18 protein-coding genes, 1 tRNA gene and 1 riboswitch are annotated in these 21368 nt (G+C 69.3%); of the genes, 12 read left to right on the top strand and 7 right to left on the bottom strand.

From position 1 onward, the window contains the following. Positions 1-68 precede the first annotated feature (68 nt). The 8 genes from ACGFWI_RS25365 (at position 69) to ACGFWI_RS25330 (ending at position 9544) form a co-directional block, all read left to right on the top strand. The gene (locus tag ACGFWI_RS25365) at positions 69-1064 is read left to right on the top strand and encodes a transglycosylase family protein (RefSeq protein WP_393908313.1); all 996 of its coding nucleotides are present in this window, start codon (positions 69-71) and stop codon (positions 1062-1064) included. Positions 1065-1274: 210 nt separating this feature from the next. After that, positions 1275-1487, top strand: a riboswitch (cyclic di-AMP (ydaO/yuaA leader). A gap of 7 nt (positions 1488-1494) precedes the next feature. Beyond that, positions 1495-2166: a transglycosylase family protein gene (locus tag ACGFWI_RS25360; RefSeq protein ID WP_393908312.1), complete on the top strand. Its 672-nt coding sequence runs from the start codon at positions 1495-1497 to the stop codon at positions 2164-2166. 336 nt (positions 2167-2502) lie between these two features. Further along, a complete protein-coding gene (gene eno, locus ACGFWI_RS25355; protein WP_393908311.1) occupies positions 2503-3789 on the top strand; it encodes a phosphopyruvate hydratase in 1287 nt (428 codons plus the stop codon). A 158-nt stretch (positions 3790-3947) separates the two neighbouring features. Further along, positions 3948-4400, top strand: a complete 453-nt coding sequence (locus ACGFWI_RS25350) for a septum formation initiator family protein (protein WP_393908310.1) — start codon at positions 3948-3950, stop codon at positions 4398-4400. A gap of 96 nt (positions 4401-4496) precedes the next feature. After that, entirely contained in the window at positions 4497-5075 is a 579-nt protein-coding gene (locus ACGFWI_RS25345; RefSeq protein WP_393908309.1) for a DUF501 domain-containing protein, read from the top strand. Beyond that, positions 5072-6016, top strand: coding sequence for an exopolyphosphatase (locus tag ACGFWI_RS25340; protein WP_393908308.1), 945 nt, complete (start codon positions 5072-5074; stop codon positions 6014-6016). The genes ACGFWI_RS25345 and ACGFWI_RS25340 overlap by 4 nt, the downstream gene beginning before the upstream one ends. A gap of 602 nt (positions 6017-6618) precedes the next feature. Continuing rightward, entirely contained in the window at positions 6619-8010 is a 1392-nt protein-coding gene (locus ACGFWI_RS25335; protein ID WP_393908307.1) for an NAD(P)/FAD-dependent oxidoreductase, read from the top strand. 199 nt (positions 8011-8209) lie between these two features. Then, the gene (locus tag ACGFWI_RS25330; RefSeq protein WP_393908306.1) at positions 8210-9544 is read left to right on the top strand and encodes a class I SAM-dependent methyltransferase; all 1335 of its coding nucleotides are present in this window, start codon (positions 8210-8212) and stop codon (positions 9542-9544) included. A 78-nt stretch (positions 9545-9622) separates the two neighbouring features. Here ACGFWI_RS25330 and ACGFWI_RS25325 read toward each other — a convergent pair whose 3' ends face one another. Both ACGFWI_RS25325 and ACGFWI_RS25320 read right to left on the bottom strand, forming a co-directional pair. Continuing rightward, positions 9623-12157: an ABC transporter permease gene (locus tag ACGFWI_RS25325; protein ID WP_393908305.1), complete on the bottom strand. Its 2535-nt coding sequence runs from the start codon at positions 12155-12157 to the stop codon at positions 9623-9625. Between the two features lie 50 nt (positions 12158-12207). Continuing rightward, entirely contained in the window at positions 12208-12990 is a 783-nt protein-coding gene (locus ACGFWI_RS25320; RefSeq protein WP_393908304.1) for an ABC transporter ATP-binding protein, read from the bottom strand. A 475-nt stretch (positions 12991-13465) separates the two neighbouring features. Between ACGFWI_RS25320 and ACGFWI_RS25315 the strand changes: the two genes are divergently transcribed. From ACGFWI_RS25315 to ACGFWI_RS25300, 4 genes are all read left to right on the top strand, one after another. Further along, positions 13466-13547, top strand: a tRNA-Leu gene (locus tag ACGFWI_RS25315). A gap of 1014 nt (positions 13548-14561) precedes the next feature. Beyond that, complete coding sequence (locus ACGFWI_RS25310; RefSeq protein WP_393908303.1) at positions 14562-15188, top strand: TetR/AcrR family transcriptional regulator; 627 nt, start codon at positions 14562-14564, stop codon at positions 15186-15188. 102 nt (positions 15189-15290) lie between these two features. Next, positions 15291-16319: an acyltransferase domain-containing protein gene (locus tag ACGFWI_RS25305; protein ID WP_393908302.1), complete on the top strand. Its 1029-nt coding sequence runs from the start codon at positions 15291-15293 to the stop codon at positions 16317-16319. A gap of 104 nt (positions 16320-16423) precedes the next feature. Next, complete coding sequence (locus ACGFWI_RS25300; protein WP_393908301.1) at positions 16424-17578, top strand: IS701 family transposase; 1155 nt, start codon at positions 16424-16426, stop codon at positions 17576-17578. Between the two features lie 276 nt (positions 17579-17854). On the opposite strand, the gene ACGFWI_RS25295 is transcribed toward ACGFWI_RS25300, so the two are convergent. Genes ACGFWI_RS25295 through ACGFWI_RS25275 form a run of 5 tightly spaced genes read right to left on the bottom strand, consistent with a single transcriptional unit; the run spans position 17855 to position 21367 of the window. Further along, positions 17855-18547: a 4'-phosphopantetheinyl transferase gene (locus ACGFWI_RS25295; RefSeq protein WP_393908300.1), complete on the bottom strand. Its 693-nt coding sequence runs from the start codon at positions 18545-18547 to the stop codon at positions 17855-17857. Between the two features lie 19 nt (positions 18548-18566). Continuing rightward, positions 18567-19568 (bottom strand): copper resistance D family protein, encoded by a 1002-nt coding sequence (locus ACGFWI_RS25290; protein ID WP_393908299.1) that lies wholly within the window; start codon positions 19566-19568, stop codon positions 18567-18569. Between the two features lie 4 nt (positions 19569-19572). After that, the gene (locus ACGFWI_RS25285) at positions 19573-19974 is read right to left on the bottom strand and encodes a hypothetical protein (RefSeq protein WP_393908298.1); all 402 of its coding nucleotides are present in this window, start codon (positions 19972-19974) and stop codon (positions 19573-19575) included. Further along, positions 19971-20402, bottom strand: a complete 432-nt coding sequence (locus tag ACGFWI_RS25280) for an SCP2 sterol-binding domain-containing protein (RefSeq protein ID WP_393908297.1) — start codon at positions 20400-20402, stop codon at positions 19971-19973. The genes ACGFWI_RS25285 and ACGFWI_RS25280 overlap by 4 nt, the downstream gene beginning before the upstream one ends. Next, a complete protein-coding gene (locus tag ACGFWI_RS25275) occupies positions 20399-21367 on the bottom strand; it encodes an LLM class F420-dependent oxidoreductase (protein WP_393908296.1) in 969 nt (322 codons plus the stop codon). The genes ACGFWI_RS25280 and ACGFWI_RS25275 overlap by 4 nt, the downstream gene beginning before the upstream one ends. Position 21368 lies beyond the last annotated feature (1 nt).

The following is a 21368-nucleotide window of genomic DNA, read 5'->3' as shown; positions in this document are numbered from 1 at the left end:
GCCGGGTAACCGTCGAGCAGCTCGAAGAGCTCGTCGTACAACTCAACCGCCGCGCGAAAGGCATCCGCATGCGTTCCGGGAACGGCCGACACCGGCGCCCCCGTCAAGCACCGGCCATCTTTGTCACGGCGGGCGTGACCGGCGCCGGTATTGCCCTGCCACTGCTCGGCGCGAGCGGTGCTCACGCCGCCGACACCGCCACCTGGGACAAGGTCGCCCAGTGTGAGAGCGGCGGCGTCTGGAGCGCGGCTTCGGGCAACGGCTACTACGGCGGGCTGCAGCTCACCCAGGAGATGTGGGACGACTACGGCGGCGCGGCCTACGCCTCGCGCCCCGACCTCGCCAGCCGCTCCCAGCAGATCGCGGTGGCCGAATCGATCCTCGACCACCGCGGCCCGGAGAACTGGTCGAGCTGCGCGGTGAGCGCCGGTCTGACCAAGGACGGGCGCGCGCCGGAGGTCGACCCGGGCAGCACCGCCACCCCCTCGCCCGCCCCGTCGGACGCCGACGGCTCCTCGGACCCCTGGGACCCGTCCGATGCGTCCGGCACGCACGACGGCTCGGACTCCGCCGGCACGCACGACGAGCCCGGCGACGAGCAGTCCGATCCGGCGCCCTCACCCGATGCCCCGGACTCCGCCGGCTCCGGCGACGCGTCCACCGACCCGGAGCCGTCCGACTCGGCGACGCCGGGCAAGGGGGACGACGACCCGTCGCAGTCCGCCGACCCGTCCGACGACGGCAGCCGCACGGACACGACCGGCACGCCGCAGGAGAAGCCCGCGAAGGGCAAGCACCGCGGTGATTCGGGCGACGAGGGTGACGACGACGGCGGCAGGTCCTCCGGCCGGCATGCCTCACGCGGCGACGAGGCGCGCACCGGCCCGGCGGGCGACGGCGACTACACCGTGCGCCCGGGTGACACGCTGTCAGCCATCGCCTCGGCCCACCGGCTGCCCGGCGGCTGGCCCGCGCTCTACGACCACAACGAGGGCGTCGTCGGCTCCGACGCGGACCTGATCAAGCCGGGCCAACTGCTTGATCTCGGGCACACGGCGGGGTAATTCGCCGCCCTTCGCCCGCTTTTGGGAAAGTGAGACAAGGCTCTCGTTGACCGTGGTGAACCCCGGTTCGTCCCGCTCGGCAAACCGGGGTTCACCTGCGGGTATGTGACCCACCCGTGATCAAAAACGGCCAACTTGGTTCAGATGGTGGGGTTTGAACCCCAAGGGGATTACTGCTTAACGTCAGGACCGCTCGCCCAAAGCGGGCCCTTCGATCACACGCCGAATCCTGCCGGTGATCGGAGGCAGTTGACGCGCAAGCGCCGAAGGCAGGAGCGGGGGACCCAAGGTAAGTGCCGGCCCCACCCGTGAAAGCGGGTCAACCGGCTTGGGGTGAAGCCACGTGCGCCACGCGCACGAGGCCGGGCGATTCTCACAGCCCGAACCCGACAGCTCACCTCGTAGGCGTCGGTGAGGAAACGAACGAACCATGCTGATCATCAAGGGCAAGCACCGTCGTCCGTCCAAGGCCGTCCGCGTCGCCACCCTCGCCGGCATCGCCGGCGCTGCCGTGGCCGTCCCGCTGATGGGCGCCACCTCCGCCTCCGCCGCCTCCGTCGGCACCTGGGACAAGGTCGCCCAGTGCGAGTCCGGCGGCAACTGGTCGATCAACACCGGTAACGGCTACTACGGTGGCCTGCAGTTCTCCAACTCCAGCTGGGCCGCCGCCGGCGGCACCCAGTACGCGGCGCGCGCCGACCTGGCCAGCAAGTCCCAGCAGATCGCCGCCGCCGAGAAGCTCCTCGCCATCCAGGGCCCGGGCGCCTGGTCCTGCGCCGGTGCCGGCAACCTGACCGCCGGTGGCCCCGCCGCCGACGTCGACACCTCGGGCTCCGCGCAGACCAAGTCCGCGCCCCAGAAGGACGAGGGCTCCGCCAAGACCGAGGCCAAGAAGGCCCCGGCCGCTCCCGAGCAGCACGCCTCGCGCTCCACCGAGCGCAAGTCCATGGGCCACGGCAACTACACCGTCAAGGCGGGCGACACCCTCGCCAAGATCGCCAAGGCGCACGGTGCCGACTGGAAGTCCGTCTACAAGGCCAACAAGTCGGTCATCGGCGGCAACCCGAACCTGATCTTCCCGGGCCAGAAGCTCAACGTCTGAGTCCACCCCTCAGCGGGAATCCGGCGGGCTCGAGCGGCGGGCCCCCTTCCTCGGTGAGACCGCCCCGCCCGGCGCGCCCTTCCCCCCAGCGCGCCGCGGCGGGGCTTCTCGTTGCCCGGCCGCGCCCGGGTCGCACCCATAGCGGCCGCACACGGTAACCGGTTCCGTTCCGCGTTTCTCCCGTTCGGCGAACAATGCGCCCAAACATCCCGTGAACTGGGCTTTTGGGGAGCTTTCCGGGTCTTTCCATCCCACAGAGCGGGCCAAGGGCAAGCGGACGTGCCCGGGGCCGTTAGGCTCGTGCTGCAGACTCCAGACACCCACGAAGGAGACAACGTGCCGTCCATCGACGTCGTCGTAGCCCGCGAAATTCTCGACTCGCGAGGTAATCCCACGGTCGAGGTCGAGGTCGGCCTCGACGACGGCAGCACGGGCCGTGCCGCCGTGCCGTCCGGCGCCTCGACCGGCGCCTTCGAGGCCATCGAGCTTCGCGACGGCGACCCGAACCGCTACCTCGGCAAGGGTGTGGAGAAGGCCGTCCTGGCCGTCATCGAGCAGATCGGCCCGGAGCTCGTCGGCTACGACGCGACCGAGCAGCGGCTGATCGACCAGGCCATGTTCGACCTGGACGCCACCGACAACAAGGGCTCGCTCGGCGCCAACGCCATCCTCGGCGTCTCCCTCGCCGTCGCGCACGCCGCCTCCGAGGCCAGCGACCTCCCGCTGTTCCGCTACCTCGGTGGCCCGAACGCGCACGTCCTGCCCGTGCCGATGATGAACATCCTGAACGGCGGCTCGCACGCCGACTCCAATGTGGACATCCAGGAGTTCATGATCGCCCCGATCGGTGCGGAGTCCTTCTCCGAGGGGCTGCGCTGGGGCGCCGAGGTCTACCACACCCTCAAGAAGGTCCTGAAGGAGCGCGGTCTGTCCACGGGCCTCGGTGACGAGGGCGGCTTCGCCCCGAACCTGGGCTCCAACCGCGAGGCCCTCGACCTCATCCTCGAGGCCGTCAAGCAGGCCGGTTACGCCCCCGGCCAGGACATCGCGCTCGCGCTGGACGTCGCCGCCTCCGAGTTCTACAAGGACGGCAAGTACCAGTTCGAGGGCAAGGACCGCTCGGCCGCCGAGATGACCGAGTACTACGAGGAGCTGGTGGCGGCCTACCCGCTGGTCTCCATCGAGGACCCGCTGTACGAGGACGACTGGGCCGGCTGGAAGGTCATCACCGACAAGCTCGGCGCCAAGGTCCAGCTCGTCGGCGACGACCTGTTCGTCACCAACCCCGAGCGCCTCGCCCGCGGCATCGAGGAGGGCTCCGCCAACGCGCTGCTGGTGAAGGTCAACCAGATCGGCTCGCTGACCGAGACCCTGGACGCCGTCGAGCTGGCCCAGCGCAACGGCTTCAAGTGCATGATGTCGCACCGCTCCGGTGAGACCGAGGACGTCACCATCGCCGACCTCGCCGTCGCCACCAACTGCGGTCAGATCAAGACCGGTGCCCCGGCCCGCTCCGAGCGCGTCGCCAAGTACAACCAGCTGCTGCGCATCGAGGAGATCCTCGACGACGCCGCGGTCTACGCCGGCCGCTCCGCCTTCCCGCGGTTCCGTCACGGCAGCTGACCGCAGGACGGCCCGCTGCCGGGCCGATCAGCGCAGCAGGGGCTAATCGGGCGAGACAACCGCCCAGCACCCCGTACGTCCCCGGCGACGGTCCCGTACCGTTGCCGGGGACGTACCTGCTTCAGCAGTCAGGCGTCAGCCAGTGAAGGGGAGACGACGTGCCCGCGGACCGGTTCTCGACCGCGACCCGACTCAAGGCGCTCGGCGAGCAGGCCGCCGCCCGCGTCTACCGAGCCCGCCCGCCCCGCCGCAACCGCCTCACCGGCCGCGCCGCCCTGCTGGCGCTGGTGATGTGCTCTCTGGTCGTCGCCCTCGCGTATCCGATAAGGCAGTACATCTCCCAGCGTTCGGACATCGCCGACCAGCGCCGCAAGGCCCAGGACGCCGGCGCCGCCCTGGACCGGCTGCGCGAGCAGAAGGCCCGCTGGCAGGACCCGGACTACGTACGCCAGCAGGCCCGCCGGCATCTGCACTACGTCATGCCGGGCGAGACCGGATACATCGTCCAGGACGGCTCCGGCACCGGCTCCGCACCGAAGGGGCCGCAAGCGGCGCAGCGCCCCTGGTACGAGAATCTGTGGGACACCGTCGACGCGGCCGACAAGCGGTAGCCGCGCCCTGCCCGTACCACCGCCGAGCCGCAGCCCGTACTGTCGGCGACGGCCCGCCCCGCCGCCACCTCACCACTCACCTCACCGAAAGCGCACATGGACACCCCCCCGCCCCAGACCGAGCCCACCGAGCCCACCGACGCGGACATCGCCGCCTTCCGGGAACAGCTCGGCCGCCCGCCGCGCGGCCTGCGCGCCATCGCGCACCGCTGCCCCTGCGGGCAGCCGGATGTCGTCGAGACGGCGCCGCGCCTGGAGGACGGCACGCCCTTCCCCACGCTCTACTACCTCACCTGCCCGCGCGCGGCCTCCGCGATCGGCACGCTGGAGGCCAACGGCGTGATGAAGGAGATGACCGAGCGGCTGGCGAGCGACCCGGAGCTGGCCGCCGCCTACCGGGCGGCCCATGAGGACTACCTCCGGCGGCGGGACGCCATCGAGGTGCTGCAGGGTTTCCCGAGCGCCGGCGGCATGCCGGACCGGGTCAAGTGCCTGCACGTCCTCGTCGGCCATTCGCTGGCGGCCGGGCCGGGCGTCAATCCGCTCGGCGACGAGGCCCTGGCGATGCTGCCGGAGTGGTGGAAGAAGGGGCCGTGTGTGACCCCCTGTCAGGACACCTCCGACGGCCCGGACACCTACCGGGCCCAGGACGCCCCCGAAGGAGACGCCACGTGAAGCGGGTCGCCGCCATCGACTGCGGTACGAACTCCATCCGGCTGCTGGTCGCGGACGCCGACCCGGCGACGGGCGAGCTGAAGGACCTCGACCGCCGGATGCAGATCGTCCGGCTGGGCCAGGGGGTGGACCGCACCGGGCGGCTGGCGCCCGAGGCGCTGGAGCGCACCTTCTCGGCCTGCCGCGAGTACGCCGCGGTGATCAAGGGACTGGGCGCCGAGCAGGTCCGCTTCGTGGCGACCTCCGCCTCCCGGGACGCGGAGAACCGCGAGGACTTCGTCCGCGGCGTGGTCGGCATCCTGGGCGTGGAGCCCGAGGTGATCACCGGCGACCAGGAGGCGGAGTTCTCCTTCAACGGCGCCACCAAGGAGCTCACCGGCCGCGCGGATCTGGAGCGGCCCTTCCTGGTGGTCGACATCGGCGGCGGCTCGACCGAGTTCGTCCTCGGCAGCGACTCCGTACGCGCCGCGCGCTCGGTCGACGTCGGCTGCGTACGGATGACCGAGCGGCATCTGGCACACGAGGGCGGTATCAGTGACCCGCCGTCCCCGGGGCAGATCAGCGCCATGAAGACCGACATCGCCGCGGCGCTGGACCGGGCCGAGGAGACCGTCCCGCTGAGCGAGGCCGCCACCCTCGTGGGCCTGGCCGGCTCCGTGACCACGGTCGCCGCGATCGCGCTCGGCCTGGACCGGTACGACTCCGAGGCCATTCACCACTCCCGGATCTCCCTGGCGAAGGTCCGCGAGATCACCGGCAGGCTGCTGTCCTCCACCCATGCCGAGCGCGCTGCCATCCCCGTCATGCACCCGGGCCGGGTCGATGTGATCGCCGCGGGCGCGCTGGTGCTGCTGTCGATCATGGAGCGGTCGGGCGCCGACGAGGTCGTCGTCAGCGAGCACGACATCCTGGACGGCATCGCCTGGAGCATCGCCGGCTGACCCTGGCAGCCGTACACAAGAGGCCGCGGCGAAGGGCAACCGACCTGCGGTAGACACACCTCGGCGCCCTCGGTGGGGGAGAGATCCCACCCGGGGGCGCGTGCGTGCCGTGGGAGGACACCTGCCGCCGCACTTCCGCCCCGGCATGCCGGGCGGCCGAGCGCCGGCAGGGGGTGGCAACGGCCTCTGCCGAATGGCCCTTTGAGCGGGTGGGATGCCCGTCTGAGCGCCTCTTGGGGGCCTTCAGGAGGGGCCGGGAAGGAGCCCACGAAGAAAGTTCGTGAAATCCTTCACATGAAAAAGCCTCCCGTTGGGCGAACAATCGGATCGTCGGACCCTCATTCGAAGGTCCTAGGTCCCCTCGACCCGGAAAATGCGCGGTCCCCGGCGTGTGGGCGGCGCGCTCGCGGAGGCAGTGGTTCGCCCGTCCGACGGACGACAATCCCTGATCAACGGGGGTCTCCAACGCCTCGCGTAACACGCTGGTTCCGGTCCACACTATGGCGTCGGTCACGAAGCCGGCGGAGTGTAGCAGATACCCCCCGGTTGCTTGTGAAGGGGCTCACGAGCGACCCCCCATGTGGGGGTGGATACTCGATTGCATGAGCACCACGGAGCGTCCCAGGATCCTCGTTGTAGGCGGTGGGTACGTAGGCCTGTACGCGGCACGCCGCATCCTCAAGAAGATGCGGTACGGCGAGGCGACCGTCACGGTCGTCGACCCGCGCTCGTACATGACGTACCAGCCCTTCCTCCCTGAAGCTGCAGCCGGCAGCATCTCCCCCCGCCACGTCGTGGTTCCGCTACGACGTGTGCTCCCCAAGGCGGAGGTTCTCACCGGCCGGGTCACCACCATCGATCAGGACCGCAAGGTTGCCACGATCGCCCCGCTGGTCGGCGAGGCGTACGAGCTGCCCTTCGACTACCTGGTCGTCGCGCTGGGTGCGGTCTCCCGTACCTTCCCGATCCCCGGCCTGGCCGAGAACGGCATCGGCATGAAGGGTGTGGAAGAGGCCATCGGCCTGCGCAACCACGTCCTGGAGCAGCTGGACAAGGCCGACTCCACGACCGACGAGGAGGTCCGCCGCAAGGCGCTGACCTTCGTCTTCGTCGGCGGTGGCTTCGCGGGTGCGGAGACCATCGGTGAGGTCGAGGACATGGCCCGCGACGCGGCGAAGTACTACAACAACGTGAAGCGCGAGGACATGCGCTTCCTGCTGGTCGACGTCGCCGACAAGATCCTCCCCGAGGTCGGCCCGAAGCTCGGTGCCTACGGCAAGGAGCACCTTGAGAGCCGTGGCGTCGAGGTCTACCTCAAGACCGGCATGGACTCCTGCGTCGACGGCCACGTGGTGCTGAACAACGGCCTGGAGGTCGACTCCAACACCATCGTGTGGACCGCCGGCGTCAAGCCGAACCCGGCGCTGTCCCGCTTCGGTCTGCCGCTCGGCCCGCGCGGCCACGTCGACACCGGGACCACCCTCCAGGTGCAGGGCACCGACTACATCTGGGCGGCCGGCGACAACGCCCAGGTCCCCGACCTGGTCGGCCGCAAGGGCGGCAACGAGAACGCCTGGTGCCCCCCGAACGCGCAGCACGCGCTCCGGCAGGCCCGCGTCCTCGGCGACAACGTCATCTCCGGGATGCGCGGCTTCCCGCAGAAGGACTACAGCCACGCCAACAAGGGTGCGGTCGCCGGTCTGGGGCTGCACAAGGGCGTCGCGATGATCGTCCTGGGCAAGACCAAGATCAAGCTCAAGGGCCGTCTCGCCTGGTACATGCACCGCGCGTACCACGGCATGGCGATGCCGACGTTCAACCGCAAGATCCGGGTCTTCGCCGACTGGACGCTTGCCATGTTCCTCAAGCGCGAGGTCGTCTCGCTCGGCGCCATGGAGAACCCCCGCGAGGAGTTCTACGAGGCCGCCAAGCCGGCGCCGGCCCCGCCGACCGCCGCCGAGGCCGGGGACAAGACCAAGGCCAAGGCCTCCTGAATTCCCGGTCGGGTACTCCGACCAGCCCGAAGGGCGTCCGCCATCCGTGGGGCGGGCGCCCTTTGGCGTGTCCGCTCTGGCGAAAACCAGGCGGTTTGCGGTTCTCTTGCGTGTGAACGGGACTATCTGGGCGCCCCATTGGCGTTTACGTGGTGGGTGAAACTTCTTTGCCCGACTCGTCAACACGGAGGTGTGCGACATGGCCGACGCCGCTGGACGGCTCACCAAGCTCGCCGAGGAGGTGCTGGGAGCCCCGCTCCCGATGCGCATCCGCGCCTGGGACCGTAGCGAGTCGGGCCCGCCGGGGGCACCCACACTCGTCATCCGCCATCGAAGGGCGCTGCGCCGGCTGCTGTTCAAGCCGGGCGAGCTGGGCCTGGCCCGCGCCTGGGTGGCCGGTGACCTCGACATCGAAGGCGATCTCTACGAAGCGCTCGACCGGCTCGCCGGACTGATCTGGGAGCGCAACGACGCCCCCAAGCGCGCCGCCGCGCTGCGTGCCCTGGTCCGTCCGGAGTTCCGCGCCGCCGCCCGGGAGCTGCTGACCCTGGCCGGCGCGCCGGTTCCGCCCACCCCGCCCGCGGAAGAGGTCAGACGCCGCCGTGGACCGCTGCACACCCTGCGGCGCGACAAGGAAGCCATCAGCCACCACTACGACGTGGGCAACGACTTCTACGCCCTGGTGCTCGGCCCGTCCATGGTCTACTCCTGCGCCTACTGGGGAACCCCCGAAGCCGCCGGCGAATCTGCCGCCACCCTGGAGGACGCCCAGCGCGACAAGCTCGACCTGATCTGCCGCAAGCTCGGCCTCCAGGAGGGCGCGCGGCTGCTCGACGTCGGCTGTGGCTGGGGCTCGATGGTGCTGCACGCGGCCCGCGAGTACGGCGTACGGGCGGTCGGCATCACCCTCTCCGAGGAGCAGGCCACCTTCGCCCGTAAGCGCATCTCCGAGGCCGGGCTGGCCGACCGGATCGAGATCCGGGTGCAGGACTACCGCGAGATCCACGACGAGCCGTTCGACGCCATCTCCTCGGTCGGGATGGCCGAGCATGTCGGCCGGACGCAGTACGCGGAGTACGCCGGCGCCCTGCACTCCCTGCTGAAGCCGGGCGGGCGGCTGCTCAACCATCAGATCGCCCGGCGGCCGGTCGTGGACGAGGACGCGTACCACGTCGACGATTTCATCGACCGCTATGTGTTCCCGGACGGTGAGCTGGCGCCGCTCGGCCGGACCGTCGGCCAGCTGGAGGACGCCGGGTTCGAGGTCCGGGACGTGGAGGCGATCCGGGAGCACTACGCGCTGACGCTGCGGCACTGGGTCGCCAACCTGGAGGAGCACTGGGACGAGGCGGCGCGGCTCACCTCCGTGGGGCGGGCCCGGGTGTGGCGGCTGTACATGGCCGCGTCCGCGCTGTCCTTCGAGCGCAACCGGATAGGAGTCAACCAGGTGCTGGCCGTCCGTACGCCGGAATCCGGGACCTCGGGGGTGCCGCTGCGGGCGCGCGACTGGCGCACCGGCGCGCACCGCGGCTGAACGCCGCCCGCCCACCCGCTCCTTCACGGCAGCGGGTGGGCGGGCGACAGGACCGGCGTGCGGTGCCGGTGGCGGGCGTTACTCCGCCTTGATGGCGGCCAGCATGTTCAGTCCGGCCGCGCGGCGGGCGGGCCACAGGGCGGCCAGGACGCCGACGGCCGCGGCGAGGGCGAGGAAGAGGCCCATCCGGCCCCACGGCAGCACCAGTTCGTAGGTCGGCAGCGTACTGCCGATCAGCTCACCGGCCGCCCAGCCGAAGAACACGCCCAGGCCGATGCCGAGCACCCCGCCGAAGAGCGAGATGACCAGCGACTCCAGCCGCACCATGCGCTTGATACCGCGCCGGTCCAGACCGATCGCGCGGAGCATGCCGATCTCCTGTGCGCGTTCGAAGACCGACATCGCCAGGGTGTTGATGACGCCCAGCACCGCGACGATCACGGCCATGGCCAGCAGGCCGTAGACCATGTTCAGCATCAGGGTGAATATCTTGGCGATGCCGTCGGAGACGTCCTTCTTGTCCGAGACGGAGATCGCCGGATTCTTGCCGAGCGCCCTGACCAGCGTGTCCTTGCTGGCGTCGGTGGCGCCGTGCTTCGTCTTGACCATCACCTGCATATCGGTGATGTGCCGCTGGTGCGGGGCGAGGGCGGCGTTGTCGAGCAGGATGCCCTTGATCATCTGGTTGCCCCGGTAGACACCCGAGACGGTCAGGGTGCCCTTCTTGCCGTCCTCGAAGGTCACCGGGAGACGGGAGCCGGGCCGCCACCCCTTCTCCTTGGCGGTGGCGTCGTCCACGACGGCCCTGCCGCCCTGCAGCGTGCCGAGCGAGCCCTTGGTGAAGTCGAGCCGGGTGACCTGGCCGAAGTCCTTGCCGTTGACGCCGGTCAGGTACGCGGTGCCGGTGCCGACACGGGCGGGGGAGTTGCGCAGCGGGGTGGATGCGGTGACCTCGTCCAGACCGCTGATCTTCTTCGCAACGTCGGGCGAGAGCGGCGTCCGGCCGGCCATGGAGACCACATAGTCGGCCTTGAGCGAGTCGGTGGCCATCTTGTCGATGCCCTTCTGCACACTGCCCGCGATCACCGTCAGGCCGGTGATCAGCGTTAGCCCGACCATCAGCGCGGAGGCCGTGGCGGCCGTACGGCGCGGATTGCGCAGGGCGTTCTGCCGGGCGAGGGTGCCGGAGATCCCGAAGGCGCGGAGTACGGGCGCGGCCAGCGCGATCAGCGGGCGGGACAGCAAGGGCGTCAGGATGAACACGCCGATCAGCAGCAGCACCGCGCCGCCGCCCATCACGGCCTTGCCGTCGTCCATGCCGGTGGCGATCAGCACACCGGCCGCACCGGCGCCCGCGAACAGCGCGCCGATGGTGTTGCGGACCACCAGCGACTTGGTGGTGGCGGTGGCGTGCACGCTGTTCATCGCGGCGACCGGCGGGATCTTCGCGGCCCTGCGGCCCGGCAGCCAGGCGGCCAGTACGGTCACGACGATGCCGACGACCAGCGAGGCCAGGACCGTTCCCGGCGAGATCACCAGCGGCCCGTCGGGGACCGTCGCACCGAAGTTGCCCATCAGGGCGCGCAGTCCGGCACCGATGCCGATACCGGCGGCCAGTCCCGTGACCGCGGCGACCGCGCCCACGACGAACGCCTCGATCAGCACCGAGCGGGTGACCTGGCGGCGGGCGGCGCCGACCGCGCGCAGCAGCGCCAGCTCCTTGGTGCGCTGGGCGACCAGCATGGTGAAGGTGTTGGCGATGATGAAGATGCCGACGAAGAGGGCGATCCCGGCGAAGGCGAGCAGGCCGGTCTTCATGCCGTCCATGCTCTGGGCGATCGCCTTGGCCTGGTCGTCGGCGAGCTTCTTGCCGGTGGTGGTCTCGGCGGTGTCCTTCGGCAGCGCCTTGTCGAGCGCGGCCTTCAGGGCGCTCTGGGAGGTGACCGGCGCCGCCTTGACGTCGATCTCGTCGAAGGAGCCGGGGACGGCGAACAGTTTCTGGGCGGTCGGGGTGTCGAACAGCGCGAGGCTGCCGCCGGCCGCGACCGTGCCGTCGTCGGTGGTGAAGATGCCGGTCAGCCGCTGCTTGCGGACCGGTCCGTCGACGGAGATCCGGACGGTGTCGCCGACCTTGTAGCCGGCTCGGTCCGCGGTGTGTGCGTCCAGCGCGAACTCGTGCGGGTTCCGGGGGGCCGAGCCGTCCCGCATCGGGTAGCGGGCGTCCTTGCCGTCCTTGCCGGGGAAGTAGTTGCCGCCGAGGGTCGAGAAGCCGTTGCCGATCAGCTCGCCCTTCTTGTCGGCGATGGCGGTGAAGCCGGAGACGGTGCCGGTGACGGAGGCGGCGCCGGGCACCTGGGCGGCCTTGTCGAGCAGCTTCCGGTCGAGCCGCGGCTCCTGGCCGGGGGCGCCGGCCGCCCGCTCGGAGGAGTGCGGCTGGAGCGCGACGTCGACGTTGTCGTAGCCCTTTTGGGAGCTGTTCTGGAACGCGTCGGAGAGGGTCGAGGTGAAGACCAGGGTGCCGGAGACGAAGGCCACGCCGAGCATCACGGCGAGGACGGTCATCAGCAGCCGGGCCTTGTGCGCAAGCACATTGCGCAAGGCGGTACGGAACATGGTGGGTCAGTCCTGGAGGAGAGGTCCGAAGTGAGGGTGGCGACTGCTGGTCAGCTCGTACGGCCCTTGGCGTCGAAGCCCTTCATCCGTTCCAGCACCAGGTCGGAGGTCGGGCCGGCCATGTCGTCGACGATCCGGCCGTCGGCGAGGAAGACCACGCGGTCCGCGTAGGACGCGGCGACCGGGTCGTGGGTCACCATCACCACGGTCTGGCCCAGTTCGCGCACGGAGTTGCGGAGAAAGCCGAGGACCTCGGCGCCGGAGCGCGAGTCGAGGTTTCCGGTGGGCTCGTCGGCGAAGATGATCTCGGGCCGGGAGGCCAGCGCGCGGGCCACCGCGACCCGCTGCTGCTGGCCGCCGGAGAGCTGGCTGGGGCGGTGCTTGAGACGGCCGGCCAGGCCGACGGTCTCCACGACCCGGTCCAGCCAGGCACGGTCCGGCTTACGGCCCGCTATGTCCATGGGCAGGGTGATGTTCTCCAGGGCGTTCAGCGTCGGCAGCAGGTTGAACGCCTGGAAGATGAAGCCGATCTTGTCGCGCCGGAGTTGGGTGAGCTTCTTGTCCTTCAGCCCGGTCAGTTCGATGTCGCCGATCCTGGCCGAGCCGCCGGAGATCGCGTCCAGCCCTGCCATGCAGTGCATCAGCGTCGACTTGCCGGACCCGGAGGGGCCCATGATCGCGGTGAACTGGGCCTGCCGGAATTCGACGGAGACCGCGTCCAGGGCGACCACCTGGGTCTCGCCCTGTCCGTAGACCTTGCTGAGGTCCGTGGCGCGGGCGGCCGCCGGGGTGGTGCGGGCGGCGGTGGCGACACCGGAGTGGGTGGTGGTCACGGGAAGGGGCTCCTGTCGGGACGAAGGACCATCGGATTCCGCGGCGGCCACGAGGGCTCCTGCCGCGGACGGAAGCGGACCTCTCCATCGTGGGACAGCCCGAGGGGTGCGGACGTCAACCCCTGTGCCCGTCCTGAGCCACACCTGGGAGGTAGCCGTAGATCACGTGGTCATCCCTGGGGAGGACTCGAACCCTGAGGGCACTGCCGCGTCCGCAGCAGTCGGACGGGTGGCCCCGTGTCAGCGACGGGGGTCCGGAGGAGGCATCGAGTTTCCGTCAATTCGGGCACGGAATTGCGCTGGGGCGCGTCATGGCGAAGGTGGCCTTCAGGCATGTGCCCAAGGCCTGTACCCGTCGCTGATGCGTCCTCAGTTGCCAATAAAATAAGACAACCTCGGGAAGAGCGGCCGATCTGCGTGGTGCGCTGCGGGCTACGCTCGTGCTGCCTCTTTGGGGTGGCATGGGGGATCCCAGGCCCGGATGGTGGAATGCAGACACGGCGAGCTTAAACCTCGCTGGCCTACGGGCCGTGCCGGTTCAAGTCCGGCTCCGGGCACAGCACAATATCGATTGTTCCTGAAAGTGCGACTGAACACAAATTCCTGTGTGGTCCGCTGCGTTCGGGGTGAGGGTGCCGTCGTGTATCGGTGCGGCGGTGAGCGGAGTTCGAGCCTCAGGCGTGGACGCAGGCTCGCTTCAACCCTGGGTTGCGTGGTGGTGTGGGGCAGTCGTCCCGTGTCCGCGGGCGCCGAACTCAGCATGTCGTTGTGCGCTGTGAAGGCGGAGACTTCGCCGTGGCGATGAGCTGAACCGGATTTTGTCTCAGCCCTGAAGCCGGGCATGCCCGGCTCGGCAGATGAGATGGGGCTCGGGTACCTGCGGGTCTGGGCCAACTCACCACCGGCCTGTGGCAGTTGCTCCTGCTCCGCCCCTCGGGGAAGGCCCGCGGGGGCGTGCGCCGCCGTCTGGGGCCCGCCCCACTGAAGTTGCTGTTCACTCAGCCGGCGGGCCCCGCGGCCCGGCCGCACACCCAGGTGTGCGCTGCCGCCGGCGGACTGTCGCTCCCAGTGGAACCGATCTGTGTGTCTGGTTGAGGGCAGGTGCCGGTCAACCCACCTGCCGGTCAGGGGCTTCCAGGGTCACTGCGGCTGGATCGGCTTGCCTCTGCACGGGCCGGTCGTCATGGGCGCGAGGCGTCTGTGTGCCGGCGTCCGGAGTGAGGAGCGGTTCGTCGAGCCGGGGCTGGGGCGGCGGTGGCGTGGCCACGGTGCCAATTCGTTTGCGGACGAGACGAGTTCGGCGTGTTCGGTGGTGGTGGCAGGCGCAGACGCCACGGCTGGCGAGAGCGTCCGGGACGGCATCGAGTCCGGCATCGGCAATCCTCCGCATGCCATCAGCAAAGAAGTGACGGCCGGATCAGCGGATTTCGCGGGGCGTTCACAAGTGCGGAAGTCGGCATGCGTCGGGGCGGATCCTTGTGGCCCAACCTGGCGGCGGGTAATTTACCTGACCGATGTCAGGTTACGGGGGCAACCCAAACAGACGCCTTCGCTCGGAGCAGCGTGCGGAGGTGATCTTGGATGCCGCGGCTGAGGTGTTCGCGGAGCAGGGATACGACCGGGCGTCCATGCGTGAGATCGCTCGCGTCGCCAACATCACGACGCCAGTGCTGTACGACCATTTCCAGAGCAAGGTCGATCTCTATATGTCGACCGTGGAACTACAGGCCAATCTGCTGATCGCCGAGTGGCAGACGAATCCGGAGTCGGTAACTCCGGAAGAGGTGTTCAACTCCACGACAAGGGCATTCTTTCTGGCGGTCAGCCGGTCGGACCGGACCTGGCAGCTGCTGTTCGCCGACCGCCCGTCCGCGCCTGAGGCCGTGGCTGTTCAGCAGCAGATCCAGTCGTACGCGACGGAGGCCCTCGTCGCCGCACTGCACCAACTACCCGTGCTGGACCACCCGATGGCAGTGTCGGACGAGCGTTTCTACTACGCGCTCGCCGAGGCGATCAAGGGGGCCGGTCATTCGCTGATCGGCTGGTGGCAGAACAACAAGGATGTACCGATAGATCAGATCGCCGCACTGAGCGAGTTGCTGCTCTGGAAGGGGCTGGCCAGCATGATCGTTGGCCCGAAGGCGCAGCACAATGAATGCAACGAACCGGGGGACAAGCGAAATGGCAGAATCGTGTGAAGTTCTCGATGCCGCTCTCCATGCCGTATCGACAGGATCCTGATTTTGCATGCGATTTTGCCATGATGCCTTGCGTGCAGAAAAATCAGTGAGGATTGTTTGATGCTCATGAGCGTGCAATCAGAAAAGCCGAGAGTAGCTCTATTATTCCCTGGGCAAGGGGCGCAGCAGGCGCGCATGGGAATGGGCCTGTACGGTGCCGAACCTGTTTTCACCCAGGTCATGGATGAATTCTTCGCGGCTCTCGGTGAGGACGGTCCCGCGGTGCGCTCGGATTGGCTGTCCGCCTATCCGGGACCGATGTTCGACGACTGTTCGCGCGCCCAGCCCTTACTGTTCGCGGTCGGCAGTGCGCTGGCTGCCGCGGTGGTCGGCCGGGACATCCGTCCGGAGGTCCTGGTGGGCCACAGCGTCGGCGAATTGGCCGCCGCGGCTACCGCAGGGGTGTTCGACATCCAGGACGCCGGCCGGGTGATGGCGGCGCGTACGAAGGCAATGGCCGCGACCGTGCCGGGCGGGATGCTCGCGGTGGCCACGGGCGTGGACCGGGTGCGAGAGGTGCTCGGCAACGACCTCGGGAACGCGTCCGGTGACGGCGTTGCGATAGCCGCCATCAATACGCCGAGGCAGACGGTCCTCGCCGGATCCAGGGCCGCGCTGGCCGCCGCGCAGAGCCAGTTGAGCGCCCAGCTCATCGCCTGCCACCCGGCCAGGGCACGGCAGGCCTTCCACAGTCCGTTGTGCGAAGAGGCCGCGGCCGAGTTCAGCGACGTATTCGCGAGCATCGCACTGCGCCCGCCGGCCATCACCATCCGGTCGACGTACACCGGCCGGGACGTGACCGACCAGCAGGCGGTCACCCCGGATTTCTGGGCGGTTCAGCTGGCCAGGCCGGTGCAGTACTGGCCGGCGGTGGACAGCTTGCTCCAGTCCGGTCGCTATCTCCTGCTGGAAGCCGGTCCGGGCGGCAGCAGCAGCGCATTGCTGCGTCGCCATCCGGTCATCAGATCCGGGGCCAGTCGTGTCCTCCCTCTCTTGCCGACGATTGCCGACAACGACGCATATCGCGTTTTCGAAGGGGCGATTTCCGAGGCAGCTTCACTGATCGGTGCCTCGGCCGGCCTTCCATAGCCCGCCCGCCGGAACCGAATCCAGGGAACTCCGCGAAGTAATGGATGGCATTTCCCTGGCTGCATTGTCGAGCTTTCTACTCGTTGTAGAAGAGGTGCATTGTCATGACCATATTCGATGCGTCTGCCTATGATTCATCCTGTAAGCGGCTCTTTGGCCATATTTCGCCGAACTTCAGCCGGGCCGAGCCGCGGCAGCGGGCCTGGACGTACATCCGCAGCCTCGTCGACCTGCCGGGCGACCGCAGCTCACGCAGGCATGTGGCCACATATCCGGGGGAGCGCAGGGCGGACGGCGCACAGCGGCTGCTGACCAGCGCCCAATGGGACGAGGACAAGGTCAAAGCCGATCTGGTCGGCTTCGTCAAGAACAGGTTCGGCTGCACTGGCGGCACGTTGTACGTCACCGAGATGGCCTTTCCCAAGAAGGGCGTGCGCGCCGCCGGGGTCGAGCGGCAGTTCAGCGTGGAGAGCATGCGCCAGGAGAACTGCCAGATCGGCATCCTGCTGTTCTACGAAGCGGCGGAAGGTTCGCTGGTCCTGATCGACCGTGACCTGTATGTGCCGGAAAGCTGGATCAACGATCCGGATAGATGCCGCAGGGCATCCGTGCCGACGGAGCTGACCTACCGCTCGAAGTCCACGATCGGGGTCGATCTGGTCCAACGTGCGCTCTCGGCCGGCATCGCTCCGCAGTGGACGCTGATGCCGGTGCAGTGTCCGGACAAGGCAGCCGCCCAGCAGGCGCTGCGGCGGGAGGGTTTGCAGCACCTGATGCCGTTAACGCTCAGTGAGTTCAATGCGTTCGTCCGCTATAACGACGGCCGGGTGCAGGTGGTGTCCCAGGAGACCTATGCCGATATCGGGCCGGACAGCGCACGCGCTCGGCACGGGCAGCCACGGGCCGCCGACCAGCCGGTCCGGGCACATCTGCGCCGGATCAAACCGGCCGCCGCCGGCGCGTCGTCCCGCTTCGATGTCTCGTACCTGGTGGACAGCGTGGCCGACCGGGGCCCGGAGCGTTCCTCGGGGCACTACTACGCCTACAGCACGCGGGATCTCGCCAACGGCAAGCTGATCGAGGCGGTATCGAGCCTCAAACGGCTCTCCTCGGCAACGGGACAGGTGCGCAACGAGGTCGGCATCGACCATTACGAAGTGCGCAGTTGGCGCGGCTGGTACCGGCACATGACCCTGGCCATGGTCGCGCACACCGCGATCTCCCTGGGGCGGACGGAAGAGTTCAGCGGCTGTGCCTAGGGTTCTGAATCGGGAATTCTGTTCCGATGGCCGGCGAGGCGCTCGAGGATTTCGTCGGCGGACTTGGTCCAGACGTATGGTTTCGCGTCGGTGTTCCAGGCGGCGATCCAGTTGCAGATGTCCTTCCATCGGTCGTCGTGCGACGACGCACCCAGCCCTCCCACACCGCCCGTTGGCCATCGGTCAGTGACAACGGCGGAATCTACGGACCCGGGCGACTCATACCGAACCAACGACGCACTCTCCGACTCAGGTCACTGGGACGGGGCTTGGTGATCAGGACGACCCGACGTGATCCGGGAGACCCGCCCTGACCGTCACTGCGGTCAGGGCGAGCCCGTTCGCGACCCGCCAGCGGCCGGTCATACGGGCGAGTGAGGCTCCGCCCGCCTCGGGGGCGGGCACGCGCAGCCGCGCGGTGAAGGCGTCGGTGCTCGGATGGAAGGCGAGCAGTGCATCGCCGAAGTCCAGCCATCGTCCGGTCAGCGGGTACCACGCCTTGTAGATGCTCTCCTTGGCACTGAACAGCAGACGTTCCCAGCACACGGAGGGGGCCGACTGGTGGAGTTCCGCGAGCCGTTCCCGCTCCCACTCGACGGTGATCACATCGAGCAGCCCGACGGTCAACGGCCGGTGCGGCTCGGCGTCGATCCCCACCGAGAGCACCCGCGTGCCGAGGCCGACCGCCGCGGCCCGGTAGCCGTCGCAGTGCGTGATGCTGCCGACCACGCCGGCCGGCCAGCGCGGTGAACCGCCGGGCGCGCGCAGGATCGCGCCGGGCGGCAGGCCCAGCCCGGCCAGCGCCCGCCGCCCGCAGCCCCTGGCCGCCGCGAACTCCGCACGCCGGCGGCCGGTCGTGCGCCCCAGCAGGGCGTCCTCCTCCGGAAAGTCCGAGAGGCCTCGTACGGCGGGAAGTTCTCCCACCGACTCGGCCGAGCACACGCTGCCGGGCAAGATCGCCTCGATCACCACGCCTCCCCGCCGGCCCTCATAGGACCGCGTCCGACTGGGACAGCAGGGCGGCCAGCCCGTAGGCCGCGCCCATCACACCCAGTTCGCAGCCCGCCCAGCCGATCAGCCCGGAGGGCCGCCCGGCCGCGATGCGCGGCATCAGCCGGTAGCGGATCCGGCCGCCCAGTAGAGCGAGCATCAGCACGCATACCACCTTGGCCAGCGCGAGGGCGCCGTAATCGGTGCCCCACAGGGCAGGGAGCCCCGCACCGGGGGTGGCCAACACCTGCACCACCGCGTCCACCACTCCGGTGCCGCCGACCAGCACCAGCGCGACCGTGGCCAGGCGCGAGAACGGGGGCAGGGCGGCTGCGAGTTCGACCCGGTGGGAGACCACCAGCAGCGCCAGTGCGAACAGCCCGCCGGTCCAGGCCGCCGCGCCGATCACATGCGCGCCCCGCGTGAGCATGATCAGCCCTTGATACGCGGAGTGCTGCCCATGACCGGTCATCGGCAGCGGGAGCAGCGCGGCGCCGGCCGCGATCAACCGAAGCTCGGGCGGCACCCGTTGGGGGCGTGAGTGACAGCCCAGATTGAGGGCCAGGCACACCAGGCCGATGGCGGCGAGGGCCAACAGCGCCACTCCGGTCCGCTGCGCGCGCACCTCCTCGGCGAGCAGACCGAAGTCGAACCGCGAACCGGACGCGCCCTTCGCCGTCTCGAGGACCAGGGTGAGCACCGCGGTCAGCACCAACAGGACGTTCGCCGGGACCGACGCCCGCAGCGCCGCCCGGCCCATGGCGGGGGAGTCCTTCACCAACAGCACCGGGAGCAGCCCGAATCCGAGCATGGCCGCGGCGGCCAGGTCGGTCAGCGCACGGGCGAGGGGCAGACCGTAGTCGATCAGCGCACCGGGCAGCGATGCGCCGAGCTCCGGCCGTGGCGCCGTCAGAGCGGCGGCTGCCAGCACGCTGACGGCGACGCCGACAAGCGGGCCGAAGGCCGCTGCCCTAGGCCGGGCCGATCGCGAATCGACCACTGGATCACTCAGCGGGCGACGGGGCATCGTCGCGCAGCAGCACGCCGATCACCGTGTCGGTGGCCACGACTGCCGTCATGCCGAGCGCGAGCCGGTTACGTATCCGCCGGTCCGGATGGGTGGCGACGATCGCGCCGAGATCGATGAGGTCCGCGACGGTTCCGGCGAGCATCCACTTCGCCGCGTGCCGACGCTGGTGCAGTGCGCGCTGCAGGCCGGCGCCGAGCGCGAGGTCGCGCACCACGTAGTGCCGGGCGGCGAGCCGGGCGGCCGGAGACGTCCCCGGCGATCCGAACATCTGGGTCATGGTCTTCGCCGGGGCCGCCGCGAACGCGATACTGACGCCGTATCGGATGCCCATGACGGTGTATCCGAGGAGCCGAGGGATGCGGTGGTGTGCGCTCATGGACGGGAGAACCAGCTCTCGAACTTGGTGGCGGCCATCATGTCCCCGGAAACCCGGATTTTGCGGGTGAGGAACGCCCGCACCGGCGCCATGGTGCCGGTCAGCACCTGCAGAAAGATCGGGATTTCCATGGTCATGGTGACCCTGGGCTTCTCCAGCTTGCCGCTGCCGCAGTGGCAGCCGCCGTCGCGTACGTCCGCGTAGTAGTACCGCGGGCCGTTCGCGCCGGTGATCTCGTACTGGAAGCTGATCTCTTGGGTGCCGGCCTTCTCCGGGAGGAACGCACCGGGCATCTGGGCGAAGACCAGGTCGAGAATGGCTTCGACGCCACCCTCCCGGCCGTCGACGTAGGCGCGGATCTCCGCGTCGCTCTTGTCGCTGATATGGGACTTGATCTCGTAGAACACGGCGGTTGAACTGTCGGTCACAACCCTGCTCCTTCGTGGTCGGTGAGTGCGGTCAGCAAGCCGTGGGTCCTGGCCTGTTCCAGCTCGGAACCGATGACCAGCGCATTGAGGTCACTCACCCCTGCCCGGGCAAGCCGTTCGATGCCGCGGGTGACGTCCTCTTCGCTGCCGACCAGCGAGATGTCCCCGCCGTGTTCGGCATTCTCCCGGTCCAGCATCGCCCGGTAGTTGGGCAGCGACCGGTAGATCAGGAACATCCGCGCGGCCAACTCGCGGACGGAGTCGGGATCTGCGGTGACACAGACCGGCAGGCTGGCCACGACGCGGGGCTGCGAGCGGCCGGCCGCTTCCGCGGCCTTGGTCAGCCGCGGCACGATGTGGTCCTCCAGGGTGCGCGGTCCGGTCATCCAGGTGATCACCCCGTCCGAGCACTCCCCGGCCACCTCGAGCATGCGCGGCCCGAGCGCGGCGACGAGCACCGGTACCCGTCGTGCCACCGGAAACGACAGCGCGCCATGGGCACTGACCGTCTCACCGCTGAAAGACGCGGCGCCTTCCCCGCACAGCTGGTTGAGCACGGTCACGTACTCCCGCATCCGCAGCGCGGTCCGGTCGTACGGGTAGCCCCATTGGTCCTCGACGACGTGCCGGTGGGACACGCCGATACCGAGGGTGACCTGGCCGGTATGCGCGGCCTGCACCGTCAGCGCCTGTTCCGCGAGCACCATGGGGTGGCGGGGGAAGGTGGGCACGACGCAGGTGCCCAACTCGATGTCGGGGACGGACTGGGCGGCGACCGCGAGCGCGGTCAGGCTGTCATATCCGAACAGTTCGTGCCGAGTTCGCCGACTGCTCCGTTTTCGCGGACCAGAGCCGGGGCTCTGCGGCAGCCAGGCACTGACATATCCGGCCCGGCTCGCATGCTCGACTTTTTCGATCAGCTCAGTGAAGTGCCGTCCGCCGTCGATGTTCAATCCTATTCGCACG

Source organism: Streptomyces sp. NPDC048434, assembly GCF_043200375.1.
GTDB lineage: Bacteria > Actinomycetota > Actinomycetes > Streptomycetales > Streptomycetaceae > Streptomyces.
Note: the sequence above shows the minus strand (reverse complement) of the source record. Positions and strands in the feature narration are given on the sequence as shown.